Here is a 12,762-nt window from a genome sequence, read left to right as displayed (position 1 = left end):
CCTCAAGCGTCGGCTATGCACACGCGCTCACCGGCGAGGAAACCACCCGCAGGAGGCGACCTCCTACTGCAAGGACAACGCTTAAGCGACGCCCAACCCTGCGAAATTCTAGAATAATGGGCGCGATTGAGGACGTCTACGAGGACCTCGAGGCCGACGTCTCCTTCGAGGAGTTCGAGGAGGCCGTCGAGGCCAAGGTCGAGCAGATGGGGGGACTGGCCGACGAGGAGACCGCGGCGATGCTCATCGCGCACGAGCTGCGCGACGAGGAGGTCAACGGTATCGCCGACGTGGCACCGGGGATGGACGAGGTGAAGTTCCTCGCGAAGGTGACCGCCGTCGGCGACGTGCGGACGTTCGAGCGCGACGGCGACGACGCCGAGGACGGTCGCGTCGTCAACGTCGACGTGGCCGACGAGACGGGCTCGCTCCGGCTCGCCTTCTGGGACGAGAAGGCCGACGCGGCCGAGAACGAACTGGAGGTCGGCCAGGTTCTCCGCGTGAAGGGCCGCCCGAAGGAGGGCTACAACGGCATCGAGGTGAACGTCGACGAGGTCGAGGTCGACGAGGACGCCGAGATCGACGTGCAGATCCGTGACTCCTACCGTGTCGAGGACCTCTCGCTGGGGCTCTCGGACGTGAACACGAAGGGGCGCATCCTCGATACGGAGTCCATCCGGACGTTCGACCGGGACGACGGCTCCGAGGGCAAGGTCGCGAACCTCACCCTGGGTGACCCGACCGGGCGCATCCGCGTGACGATGTGGGACGGCCAGGCCGACACCGTCGAGGCGCTCGCCGCGGGGACCAGCGTCGAGGTCGTCGACGGCTACGTCCGGGAGCGCGACGGCAGTCTGGAGCTCCACGTCGGCGAGCGCGGCGCCATCGAGGAGCTGGACGAGGAGATACAGTACGAGCCCGAGAGCACGGCCATCGACGCGCTCGAGATGGGCGACACCGTCGACATCGCGGGGGTCGTCCGGTCGGCGGACCCGAAGCGGACGTTCGACCGGGACGACGGCTCCGAGGGACAGGTCCGGAACGTCCGCGTCCAGGACGAGACCGGCGACATCCGCGTCGCGCTCTGGGGCGACAAGGCCGACTACGACATCGGGCCCGGCGACCGCGTCGCCTTCGCGGACGTGGAAGTTCAGGACGGCTGGCAGGACGACCTCGAGGCGTCCGCCGGCTGGCGGTCGAGCGTGACGGTCCTCGACGGGGCGGGCGATGCCCCCGGCGGCGACGAGGGCGACGGGGCCAACGAGCAGGCGACCGGTCTCGACGCGTTCGCGGACGGGGACGGTGCCGACGCGGTCGAGGCGGCCGACGGCGACGACGCAAGCGCTGCGGTCGCCGACTCGGGGGGCTCGGGTGGCTCCGCGACTGCGTCGCTCCAGGGCGAAGCCGTCGAGTTCACCGGCACCGTCGTGCAGGCGGGCTCGCCGGTCATCCTCGACGACGGTGAGGAGACGATGAGCGTCGAGACGGACGCCGACGTCCACCTCGGACAGGAGGTCACGGTCCGCGGAACGGTCTCCGACGGCACCCTCGACGCCGACGACGTGTTCTGAACGCGGTCACCCGCGACCGGGAACCGCGACCGTATGGTACCGTCGACGTGCGATGCGTCGCAGCGACCCTGCTGGAAACAGGACGCGCCTTCTACAGCAGAGGCGGGGGAGCGCATCGGTGGCCGGTCCCGGGGCGGTCACCGGAACGGTGTGGCAGCTACTCCCCCTGGTCTTCCGGTCTCGCCAGCAGGTCTTCTTCGTACGCGGCGACCGCCTGGACAACGGCGTCCGCGTCTTCCTCGGGAACGTCGAAGGCGTCCAGACTCTCGTACAGCAGCTCGACGGCCCGCTGGATGTGGGACGGGGTGAACGGAACGTGCAGGTGAGCCTCACGGACGGGTTCGGCGTCGTACGTCTCCGGACCGCCCGCCGCCTCGCACAGGAAGTCCGTCTGTGTCCGCCTGAGTCGCTCCATATTCGCCGTCTCGAAGAACGGCCCCAGCTCGTCGTCAGCGATGAGCCTGTCGTAGAAGTCATCGACCACGGCGCGTATCGCTTCTCGGCCCCCCAGCCGTTCGTACAGCGTTCGCTCTGGCATGTGTTGTACGCGCGAGTGAACCACGGATGTATGTTGTGGAACGACGGACGCGGGGCTCGATGCGGAGCAGTCGCTCTCTCCCGCGCCAGTGCGCTGCCCCGGTCCCGAACCGCTGCACGTACGGCGGTCCCTGTCGGTAGCCCACGACTGCAGTCGGGGGCGCTGACACGCTGCCGGGACCGACATGGCCCGAACCGCGGTTCCGGTCGCCGTTTCGCGGCCGATGCTGGCGTGACGGAAAACTACAAAGGGACGGGCGGACTCGGTTCACGGTATGAGCGTTGAGCTACCGTTCGCCCCGGTGGACTCCATCATCCGACGGAACGCAGGCGACCTTCGGGTCAGCGCCGGTGCCGCAGAGGAGCTGGCGCGACGCATCCAGCTCCACGGTGCCGACCTGGCCGAGGACGCGGCCGAAGTCGCCACGGCGGACGGGCGGAAGACGCTGATGGCGAGTGATTTCGGCGTCGAGGCGACCATCGACAAGGACGAACTGGAGCTCCCGGTCGCCCCGGTCGACCGCATCGCCCGCCTCGACATCGACGACTCGTACAGGGTCGCGATGGACGCCCGGATCGCACTCGCGGACATCCTGGAGGACTACGCGGACAACGTCGCGGCCGCCGCCGCGACGCTCGCGCGCCACGCAGACAGACGCACCATCAAGGCCGAAGACATCGAGACGTACTTCGCCCTCTTCGAGTGAGATGAAGTTCGGATACAGCCCCCGTTGCCTCGAACACGACACCGGCCCACGGCACCCGGAGACGCCGGACCGCCTGCGGGCCATCCGGGAGGGGCTGAAGCGCAAGCACGGCGTCGAGTACGTCGACCCCGACGCGGCGACGGTCGACGCCGTGGCGACCGTCCACGAGCGCGACTACATCGAGGAGGTCCGCGAGTTCTGCGCGGATGGCGGCGGCGACTGGGACCCCGACACGACCGCCGTCGAGGAGTCCTGGGACGCCATGCTGAAGAGCGCGGGGAGCGCACAGTGGGCCGCGACCAGCGCGCTCGACGGCGAGCAGGGACGGAACACGCCGTTCTCCCTCGGTCGGCCGCCGGGGCACCACGCCGTCTACGACGACGCGATGGGCTTCTGTTTCGTCAACAACGTCGGCGTCGCCGCCCAGACTGCCATCGACGAGCGCGACGTCGACCGCGTCGCCATCGTCGACTGGGACGTCCACCACGGAAACGGCACCCAGGACATCTTCTACGACCGCGAGGACGTGTTCTTCGCGTCGCTCCACGAGGACGGCCTCTACCCCGGGACCGGCGAGGTCGAGGAGACCGGTGAGGGAGCCGGTGACGGCACCACGCTGAACGTCCCACTGCCGGCCGGCGCGGACACGAGCGACTACGCAGCCGTCTTCGAGCGCGCGGTCGAGCCCGCCGTCGAGCGGTTCGACCCCGGACTCCTGCTCGTCAGCGCGGGCTTCGACGCCCACCGCCACGACCCAATCTCGCGGATGCGGCTCTCGACCGAGGGCTACGCCGTCCTCACCGACCGGCTCCGGGGGCTCTGCGAGCGCGTCGACGCCCCCATCGCGTTCATCCTCGAGGGAGGGTACGGCCTGGACGTGCTCGCGGACGGGGTCGCGATGGTCCACGAGACGTTCGACGGACGCGACCCCATCGAGCCCGACGACGAGGTTTCGGCGGACGTCGCCGACCTGCTCGACGAGGTCCGCGCGGCCCACGACCTCGACTGACTGGGCCGTCCCGCGGGCCGACAGCCGTCGTCAGGGCCGTGGCGAGAAGTAGGCCGCCAGCTCGGTCCCGAACGCCGTTGCCAGCGTCGCGACCTCGTCACCGACCAGCACCTCGTAGTCGTCCGCCAGGGCGCGCTCGACACCCGACCCGAGTGCCACGTCGAACAGCGCGTCGCTCCGGAGGAACGCGGCCGCGGTCGTGAACTCACGCGCCCGCTCGACCACGTACCGGTCGTCGCCGTCGACGAACGGGCCGTATGGCGGCGTCTCCGCCATCGCGGCGTACTTCTCGTAGAAGCCCGTCGCGTGCTCGCGGACGTGCACCGGCGGCCCGTCGTGGCGTTCGACAGCCGGCCGCTCCGCGACGGCGAGTTCGACGAACAGCGCCGCCGTCCCGTCCGCGAGCGCGGTCGCCCGGAACGTGTCGAAGCCGCGCCGGTCGAGCGCGTCCGTGACGCCGTCGAGCGACTTCCGGAGCTGCGGCCAGAGCTGGTCCGCGACAACATCCGGCGGGTCGAAGCGCACCGCGACCGGTGTCGTCCCGCGCGCCGCCAGCTGCGCCCGCACCTCGGCGGGCGAGAGCGGGTCGGGCTCGCGGGGCTCGAACCGCTCCGGGTCCGGGTCCGCGAGCAGCGCCCGCGCGTGGTGCTGGAGCCGCGCGACGTTCGCCGGCGAGACCACGGCCGCGACGTTGCGCTCGGGGTCCGTCGGGTCGACGACGACGAGTGGGTCCTCGAACGACCGCGTGCCGTGGCTCTCCGGGTCGCGCTCGACCTGCGGGTGCCACTCCGCCGCCGCCGTGACGAGCTCGCGGAACCCCCCGTACTCGAGCACCAGGAGTTCGACCAGATACCCCGAGAACCCCTGCGTGCGCAGGTCGCTCCCGTAGACGCCGATCCCCTTGCAGAAGGCCTTCGCGACGCGCACGTCCCCCGCGAGCTCGTCGTCGAGTCGCTCGCGGAGGTAGGCGTTGTGGAACGGCGTCCGGTCGACCGCGGACCTGATCCCGGTGGCCGCGTCGACCCGGAAACACGGCACGAGGTCGACGTCGAACCCCTCGTACTCGCCTTTCACGTACGGATGCTCGGCGTACTCCTCGTGGCCGTCCGGGAGCACCTCGCGGCCGACCTCCAAGCCGTACTGCTCCAGCGTCTCCCGGTCGATGTCCGTCGGGAACCGCACGAACACGTCGATGTCCCGGTCGCCCGCCGTCCAGGTGCCTCGGGCGGTGCTCCCGACCTGGACCACGTCGGCGTCCGCGACGCGCTCCGTGGCTGCGTCCTCGGCCCGCTCGACCAGTTCGTCTGCGACCGCCCGGAGCCGCTCTCGCTCCGACGACGACGGGTCGACCCGCTCGCGGACCGCCGCGACCGTCGCCTCGAAGGCGTCCTCGCTCATGCTCGCGGGATACTCGGCGGTCGCGTAAACGGATGTCGATGAGATGGTGACACGGCACCCGGCCGCGGTAAAGCGAAAGTCTCTTTATATCCGGCAGGCCTACCTGAGAACGCGACGAGCCGTCATAGCTCAGTTGGTAGAGCACCACGCTGTTAACGTGGTGGTCCCAGGTTCGAGCCCTGGTGACGGCGCTTCTGGCGATTCAGTACTCGAGGAGTTCCATCTCCGAGCAACGCCTGAATCGCCAGAAGCGAGACACACCAGGGGTCGAGCAGACGAGTCCCAGCCCGCGCAGCGAGAGGGAGACGTGACCGCAAGGGAGCGTCTCCACAGCGGAACGGTGAGCGCCAGCGAGCCGTGGAGCCGAGCGAGCAGGAACGTCTCGGCGAGTTCGAGCCCTGGTGACGGCGCTTTTCGACGTCTCACACCACGATGAGCGTCGCCTTCGAGCGGCCGCGCGTTTCCGATGGCACCACGAACGCCCGGCCGGAACTCCTCCCGGCCGGCATTTTCGACACGTCTATTATGCCTGGTGCGGAACTACCGACCGAGAGGGCCCTTAGCTCAGCCTGGTTAGAGCGCTCGGCTCATATCGACCGTCGACTCGTACCGGGTCCGGTCGTGGGACACCGAGTGGTCGATGGTTCGAATCCGTCAGGGCCCATACACTTCCTGCACGATTCTGGATTCTCGTAAACCGGGGTTATAGCCACTTCTATGGCCTGGTATCGGCGTTTGAGCGTTTCAGAAACGCGCTCGAAATACTGGAGCCCAACAAGCTGCTAAACGGCCTCCTTCGCTGTCTGGCGGTTTCACAAATCGAGGTGACGGCCGCATGAGTGCCGAGCAGCTGCTCGGTATCTCGCTCGACGAGCTCCGCGCCCGCGAGCAGTCGAACCCCGGACCGACCACGTCGCGCGAGTTCCGATGCGACGAGTGCGGCGCGCGCTGCACGCGGCTGACCGAGGGTGGTGAGGCTGGCCACCGTTACGACTGTTCCCGCCGGCTCCAGCGAACCGGTGACGAGCGCGTGTGCCCGTCGCTGGATGACCTTGACCGAGGTGACGGCGAGTGACGTTCGTCCGTGCGTCCCGACTGTACGACGCGGAGAGCGGCGAGACGACGCGCTGGAACTGGCCCCACCCTGACGAGTCGGAGAGTCCACAGTGACGGGGCAGACGGTGACGAGCCCGCACGAGCTGGAGGCGTACCTGAAGTACCCACAGTACGGGCTGGGTCCGTACCAGCTGCTCGCGAAGGCCATCGTCGGTCGGTTCGACGGGTACGCCGAGTTCGAAACGGAGATAGACGGGGAACGCTGGCAGATTCAGTGCAACTACTCCGAGACGGGTATCGCGCCCCGTCCGAGCGACAACGTCGGGGGAGACGCGCTGTACTCGTGGGATATCACCTGCACGGGTGAAGGCCGACGAAAGTTCTCGCCGATAATCGAGCCCCGGTTCCAGAACATGCGTCATCGCGAGACCGGCGAAGAACTCGGGTTCGGGAAACGCTGGTGGAAGCGGTTCGGGACCGAGGGTGTCGACGTCGAGCTGAAAGCGAGTAACGTCGAGCCCGAGGAGGTGCCGAAGCTGATGCACGAGGTCATCGACGCGGTCGCGACGCACGCGGGCCTGTCGATGAACTCGCGGTACTTCACGGACGAGCCGAGCCCGGCGCACTCGCGGGTCACAGCGTACGAGCGGTACGTGCGTGTGCGTCGGTCGATGGCGTCGAAGCTGCTCGCGAGCGGGACGATGATGCAGGCGATGCACCTGCTGGCCGACGAGAAGGGTTCGAAGTTCGAGTACAAGGCCGACAACGAGGATATCGTGGGCTACATGCACCGGCTGTGGGTCGGCCCGGAGAGCGCGCAGAAGCTGATTCCGGGTCATCGCTACGGGTTCCAGTTCAAGCACTACCACCCGAAACACGTCCACAGCGACCCCGAGGACCCGCTATATCACCCGAAGCTGGGCGTGCTGGTGAACCAGCAGCGCAACGGCGGGGAGCCCATCGTGTGGCGCGACCTGGACGACGCCGAGCGCGAGATCGAGGAGACGCTACTGAACTTTCTGGAGTGGGGCGACGTACCGACGGAACCAGACCCGACTACGTACATCGAGGATGACCATTTCCGCCCGGCGGCTCGTGAGGAGACGGTGGCGATGTACGACGACCCGACGCCACAGATCGAGGCCGAACAGGAACATCTCCTGGTCACTTCGTTGCGCGAGATGACGGACGCGGACGTGGACATTCTCGACCAGCTCATCCAGGACGGCGACGGCCAGCACTACGAGGAGATAGCCGAGAAGACCGGCCGCGGGGTGAGCACCATCTACCGGGCGCTGAAGCGTCTGGGCGCGGTGCTCGACAACGACAACGGGACGGTGAGCTTCGCGTCGCGGAAGTTCCACGACGAGCTGAAGGGCATCATCGAGAGCACCGAGCACCAGGTGAAGAACGCGGCCGACCGCGCGGCGAAGATTCTCGGGATGGATGCTCGTCAGGCCGCCTCGTCGGCGTTCCAGCTCTGGCTGAACAAGTATGGGGCGGAGGTCACAGTCGCGGACGACGGGAGCGTGGAGACGGTGCGTATCGACACGATGCTGTCGAAGCTGAAAGCGACGGCGAAGCCGCGCATCCAAGACGTGCTGGCGGAGGGCCGGACGGCGTGGCACAAGAGCGGCTATGACGTGGTCGACCTGACGGGTGCGGAGGTCGTCGCGAAGATCGACGGAGAGCGCGAACGGGGCGTGTTCGCCGCGCTCGCCGGGTAGCGCGGCCCCGAGTAGAGGCATCACTGTCTCGCACTGTTGTTTACCCTACCTGAGTTGCCTATTTCGGGGTTTTCGGTCAATTTTGGTTGGTCATCTGGTCATGGGGTGGCTCGTCGAGCTCGAGATCGGGGCGGCGACCGTGCGGGTCGTTCCTGCGTAGCGGGAACATCCCCTTGGAGAGTGTGCCCAAGGGCACAAAGCAGAAAAATACTCAGCCCCCGCCCGAGTTTTCGTAGGTTCAACCCGACATTCTCGACAGGGGGGTGCTTTAGAACGCGTTATACTGACTCCTCTAAAGATACATGATAGTCCCTTTGCATACTATCCCGAGTTTGAACGAGAGTATTCGATAAACTGTTAGTGGTATATTTATAATCTGACTTACCTTCATAAAAATCTGTAAGCTCGTCTCCAACTTCAGCGTATGCAACCCTTCGGAGGTTAGTGTTATATTCTTCCCATAATTTTGCATAACTATGGTTGTTACCTAGCCCCGGAGGGTTGTTCAGAACTATAGAAGCAAGTATTTCTCCGTCGGGGTCCCTTATCGATTGACCAACACTATCTGAGTGTTGAACATATTGTTCTAGTGGTTCCGCTAGTTCGTCAATTAGAGTATCTGCAAATCTAGACAGTTTCTTAAGCTCATTATCGTGAGCTCGAATCTGATTTTTTACCCCGGGCTTTCGTTCTCCGAATCGATCATATATCGTTCTATCAAATGAGTCAGACAACAGCTCTATATTCTCATTTCCACCGACTGTGCTGATGGCCTCTTCAAAATCTAAGTGTCTCCATTTCACTAATCCTCTCTCAATCCTATCGCGGTTTGAGAAAAGACGGGTAATCGCTGGTCGTACTATTTTGTTGATTTCTTCCCTCACAAGCGGACGCTGACGCTCGGCGTATTCTATCATGCGGTTTTCAAGGAAAGTAATCGAGGTCACTCCGACAAGAAGAACGGTTGAGAAGGCACCAAGTGCACTAATTAATAGCGAAATAAATTGCGGTCCCTGTCCTACAATCGTATATCCGAGTCCCACTGCTCCAGCGATACCGATTGTTATGAACAATAGTGCCGCAGAGCCAAAAACAACGACTAATCTAATACGCAGAGGTCCATCTCGTACCAAATTCCAGAAGTCATTCATACTGGGACACCCATCGAAGAATATCCACTGGCTGAGTTATCATGTTGGGCTGAAATTGGTTACTTCCCTACTTCATTTTATTGACCGATACATTTTGACCCTATACGTACAAGATATGTCTTCTCTCTACTCACTTCCCCCAGGGGTCCCACGTCGAGAGATCCGGTTTCCCGAATATGCACACGAGCTGGAGATCAGCGTGTGCACACAGCCCCGACCATCGTCGCCTGGACCCGCCTCTCTATTCGACTGGGCGACACGAACCGGGCGATTCACCCCGAAATAGGGGTTCCAGTCACTCGAAAAAACTAGGATTCTGGGGTTCGTGTGTACGAGACGACCATGCGAATCCGAACCGACGGTGACAAAGTGTATCGACGAGACGCCATCGAGAAAGCGAGCCGGTTCTATGACTGCAACAAGACGACGGCCGTCGTCTCCGCCTGCGAGGACGTGCCCCAGCTCGTCCGCGCGGCTGAGGCCGTGCTCGAACGCGATGACCTGACCATGCAGCAGAAGCGCGAGATCGCAGAAACACTCTCGACACGGGCAGTAAGTTTCAACGTACACGAAGAAATTGCATCTGATACGGGGAAGTAACCTCGAACACGAGGATTTTCAACACCCGGAAGCCGCTAGCGTACAAAGTATTTTCTTGAAGAGATTGTTATTGTGGATATGATTCAACCAATTACGATTCTAGTGATTGCACTTGTTTGTGCCGGGTTGTTACTCCCCTTCGCCGTCCATCAGTGGATTACGTAATTATCCTCAATACTACTCGTCAGTCATTGAGCGCTGAAGATAGTGGAATACACTTGACCCCCTCAAATGAGACATGATATTTAGCAGCTTGTTAGGACGTACTATGCCTATATACCGATCTGGAAACAAGAATACGAAGTATAGGTAGTAGTCTTCATCAACTGCTCCAAATACGATTTCCCCAGATTCTATAGCATCTTCTAGGGGAATCACTTCGAGAAAACGGGTTGCGAAGTCTCTACGAACGCTCGTCACATTGTTATATTCAAACTCAAGCTCGTTTTTCCTCTCATTGTCGATTGTGAAGTCTCTCCCTTCACCTTCGATTACTGCCTGGTCACGTAGCCAGCCTTCTGCCTCGTCAACGTTGATTCTCCCAACCTGCTGGATACCTGTCTCTGAAACGGGTTCTAAAGGTGTGAGCGCCCTGATAGCCGTGTACATGTCCGCAACGAATCCCTCAGGCTGTAGGTCACCCTCACCGCCAGTTCGGTCATCTTCATCTTCCCGAACCATGTGGTAAAGGACAGACTCATCCGTTATCGCGAGGGTGAAATGCCGGCTGTTCCAATCCGGTGTCAATACAAACCCGTCGGTGGAGAAGTTGACTCCTAGAGTACTATCGTTTATTCGGAGTAGAACCGACTCCTCACGCTCAATTATCTCAACAGAATCCGTAAGCCGATTGAACTCCTTCACCTGTCATATCAACATCAAGCTATTGTCCATCGATACTGATAGTTGTTTTGCTGGTCGTCAAGCGATTCAGAGTTTGAGAAGGTGGTTCTAGTGAAATCGGGACCATTTACACCGTTTGAAAAATCTAAGCAGTCCGCATCGCGGCTGTAGGAACCCTAGTAGAGCAAATAAATCGAGGTATTTTATGACTGTGCTCAAATAGACAGTTGATATGGGTCCATCTCCTGGAGATTCAATGGAAGAACTGGACGAGCATATTCAGGAACTTCAGGCTGACAATTTTGAGGTCCAAGCAGAAGTTCGCGATCTGTCGGGGGATGTTCTTAATAGATATACTGAAATTCTTGTAAACGGCTACGAGCAAGAGAATTTCAAAATCATTGAATCAGAATTTAGTTCAGTTGAATCACAAAAACTTGAGGCGCCACCCGACGCTGCTATTTCTGGCGGATCTACTTCAACCACACTTTCTGCTCCACAGAGGCTCTTATTCACAGGGAAGGCTTTGTCAATTCTTGCTGAAGAGTTGATTGCCTCTGAAGGAACACGTTTCATGATCACCATACTGGTCGCAAATGTAATCTTCCCCCTGATCGCTCAAGACACAACAATCGATTCTTATGAAAAAATACTCGCCCGTGTTTACTGGTCACTTCTAGTTCTCCATTTTGTAACTAACTCTAGTGCAGATTCGTAGGCTCTCGATTATCCCGGTCGAACTGAGGATTCAGATTAGTGGACTTTCGCAACAATTCTTTTTATTCTGTAGTTCGGGATGAGTGATATGGGTGTACATAAACTAATTCCATATTGGATTAGAGTTCGAGAAGTTGAGGAGCCACAAACGCGTTGGGACCAGACCAATATTCACGCGAACGAACCGAAGTTCCCGCACGATAACTTGGCCGATTATTTCCAATCCTTCATCGAGGAGTATCTTGAAGAAGTTCATAAAGATGAGGAGAACGAGAAGACATTCACCATTGAAGAACCGGTCAGGAGAGAAGGAAATACAATCGAAGGGAGAATAAAGTCAGGCGAATGGGGTAGAAATGCGGACTTCTGGGATATCGACGAACATGAGAGGATAGTCGATGCAAGAGAAGAGAACCATGCGGAAGAGATCTCATATTATTTCTTGTTCCACATTCCGGATATCGATTCAGATCAGGCGTTACTTATTCTGAGTAAGTACAAACGCAAAGGCGTCAAAACTCTATTTTCTGGGCTTTTCAATACCAATGGTCGTGATATAGATACTGGTGACGCATACATGACTATTGAGCCTCATTATTCCGACGAGGTCATCAAAAAGATAGAAGAAGCGGACTCAATCGGCCGAGTTAGTTTTCGTGGGAACAGTACAATCCCTGCCCGAGATAAGTACGCCGATCGTCAAGACGTGGAGAGGACGAATCAAGATCTTAGTGGTCAGCTGGAGGTTAGTGTTGAACAGACCATGAGTCCTAAAGGCAATGAAGATTCTTTCCGAGAATTTGTCAAGGGTCTTGTCCGGAGTAACGATGTGGACGACTTTGATTACGGCAGTATCGAACAACAAAAGTTCGACAGCGCCTCTCTGACCGTTATTGAGGGAGAGTCTGAGTTGACTTTCTCGCTTTGGAAAGAACGCATCGCGATGCGGATGGATCTTGACCCGGACGAGCACGATTTAGACATTTACGGTGGCACTCCGACTCCACATTCACTCGGTCGCGTCGCGCGCCAATTGGCAAATGACCTAATGAGCGAGGATAATTCCAAGCTCGAAACCGAATCATTAATCCCCAGCGCTGTTGGAGTTCCAGATGAAACGGCTCTATTGAATCCACGGACGGCGTAGGGACGAGCCGTCAGAACGTTGGAAGTGAAGCGGGAGAGTACAGTTGTGCAAAAGGTCCTCTTCCGCTTCGTTAAACAAGCTGTCTCGATAGCACGAAAACTTACTGATGCTGCGCTAATGCAGATCAGCCATCCAGCCGGCAACGGGGTTGCCGGCTGGAAGCACGCCGTCCTGCACTTTCTCCGGCTTCACATGGACGCAACGCTCCAAGAAGTCCTCGACTGGGCCGAGGAGATGGAGCGGGTACGAGCCGCGCTCGTTCTCGAGCGCGGCGAGTTCCCCGGCCCATCCGCGCTCTG

The 12,762-nt window shown here is 60.6% G+C and carries 12 protein-coding genes, 2 tRNA genes and 1 pseudogene; 11 read left to right on the top strand and 4 right to left on the bottom strand.

All coding sequences use genetic code 11. The annotated features are described in order from the left end of the window. The first annotated feature begins 116 nt into the window (after window positions 1–116). Complete coding sequence (locus BLT27_RS10240; protein ID WP_089733521.1) at window positions 117–1,571, top strand: single-stranded DNA binding protein; 1,455 nt, start codon at window positions 117–119, stop codon at window positions 1,569–1,571. Between the two features lie 157 nt (window positions 1,572–1,728). Here the strand turns inward: BLT27_RS10240 and BLT27_RS10235 are convergent, their stop codons facing one another. Continuing rightward, on the bottom strand, window positions 1,729–2,109 hold the full coding sequence (locus BLT27_RS10235) for a truncated hemoglobin (RefSeq protein WP_089733519.1): 381 nt from the start codon (window positions 2,107–2,109) through the stop codon (window positions 1,729–1,731). A 274-nt stretch (window positions 2,110–2,383) separates the two neighbouring features. On the opposite strand from BLT27_RS10235, the gene BLT27_RS10230 reads away from it, so the two are divergent. Together BLT27_RS10230 and BLT27_RS10225 are read left to right on the top strand one after the other, a co-directional pair. Then, complete coding sequence (locus BLT27_RS10230) at window positions 2,384–2,815, top strand: histone (protein ID WP_089733516.1); 432 nt, start codon at window positions 2,384–2,386, stop codon at window positions 2,813–2,815. Window position 2,816: 1 nt separating this feature from the next. Beyond that, window positions 2,817–3,824, top strand: coding sequence for a histone deacetylase family protein (locus BLT27_RS10225; protein WP_089733515.1), 1,008 nt, complete (start codon window positions 2,817–2,819; stop codon window positions 3,822–3,824). Between the two features lie 30 nt (window positions 3,825–3,854). Here BLT27_RS10225 and cca read toward each other — a convergent pair whose 3' ends face one another. Continuing rightward, the gene (gene cca / locus BLT27_RS10220; RefSeq protein WP_089733513.1) at window positions 3,855–5,222 is read right to left on the bottom strand and encodes a CCA tRNA nucleotidyltransferase; all 1,368 of its coding nucleotides are present in this window, start codon (window positions 5,220–5,222) and stop codon (window positions 3,855–3,857) included. Between the two features lie 118 nt (window positions 5,223–5,340). Here cca and BLT27_RS10215 point away from each other — a divergent pair. The 4 genes from BLT27_RS10215 to BLT27_RS10200 all read left to right on the top strand — a co-directional run bounded on the left by BLT27_RS10215 (window position 5,341) and on the right by BLT27_RS10200 (window position 8,005). After that, window positions 5,341–5,413 (top strand) — tRNA-Asn (locus BLT27_RS10215). A gap of 362 nt (window positions 5,414–5,775) precedes the next feature. After that, window positions 5,776–5,886: transfer RNA gene (locus tag BLT27_RS10210), tRNA-Ile, on the top strand. Between the two features lie 171 nt (window positions 5,887–6,057). After that, entirely contained in the window at window positions 6,058–6,297 is a 240-nt protein-coding gene (locus BLT27_RS10205) for a hypothetical protein (RefSeq protein WP_089733511.1), read from the top strand. A 91-nt stretch (window positions 6,298–6,388) separates the two neighbouring features. Continuing rightward, the gene (locus BLT27_RS10200; protein ID WP_089733509.1) at window positions 6,389–8,005 is read left to right on the top strand and encodes a DUF7845 domain-containing protein; all 1,617 of its coding nucleotides are present in this window, start codon (window positions 6,389–6,391) and stop codon (window positions 8,003–8,005) included. A gap of 278 nt (window positions 8,006–8,283) precedes the next feature. Here the strand turns inward: BLT27_RS10200 and BLT27_RS19115 are convergent, their stop codons facing one another. Continuing rightward, window positions 8,284–9,156, bottom strand: a complete 873-nt coding sequence (locus tag BLT27_RS19115; protein WP_139172303.1) for a hypothetical protein — start codon at window positions 9,154–9,156, stop codon at window positions 8,284–8,286. A 342-nt stretch (window positions 9,157–9,498) separates the two neighbouring features. Between BLT27_RS19115 and BLT27_RS10195 the strand changes: the two genes are divergently transcribed. Further along, window positions 9,499–9,756 (top strand): DUF7692 domain-containing protein, encoded by a 258-nt coding sequence (locus BLT27_RS10195; RefSeq protein ID WP_089733507.1) that lies wholly within the window; start codon window positions 9,499–9,501, stop codon window positions 9,754–9,756. Window positions 9,757–9,933: 177 nt separating this feature from the next. On the opposite strand, the gene BLT27_RS19110 is transcribed toward BLT27_RS10195, so the two are convergent. Next, entirely contained in the window at window positions 9,934–10,620 is a 687-nt protein-coding gene (locus BLT27_RS19110; RefSeq protein WP_139172302.1) for a hypothetical protein, read from the bottom strand. 211 nt (window positions 10,621–10,831) lie between these two features. On the opposite strand from BLT27_RS19110, the gene BLT27_RS19105 reads away from it, so the two are divergent. The 3 genes and pseudogenes from BLT27_RS19105 to BLT27_RS10185 all read left to right on the top strand — a co-directional run. After that, window positions 10,832–11,317, top strand: a complete 486-nt coding sequence (locus tag BLT27_RS19105) for a hypothetical protein (RefSeq protein ID WP_217639127.1) — start codon at window positions 10,832–10,834, stop codon at window positions 11,315–11,317. Window positions 11,318–11,404: 87 nt separating this feature from the next. Continuing rightward, on the top strand, window positions 11,405–12,463 hold the full coding sequence (locus BLT27_RS19100) for a hypothetical protein (protein WP_139172300.1): 1,059 nt from the start codon (window positions 11,405–11,407) through the stop codon (window positions 12,461–12,463). Window positions 12,464–12,508: 45 nt separating this feature from the next. Beyond that, a pseudogene (locus tag BLT27_RS10185) lies at window positions 12,509–12,762 on the top strand (IS5/IS1182 family transposase); the annotation flags it as partial.

Source organism: Haloarchaeobius iranensis (genome assembly GCF_900103505.1).
Lineage (GTDB): Archaea > Halobacteriota > Halobacteria > Halobacteriales > Natrialbaceae > Haloarchaeobius > Haloarchaeobius iranensis.
Note: the sequence above shows the minus strand (reverse complement) of the source record. Positions and strands in the feature narration are given on the sequence as shown.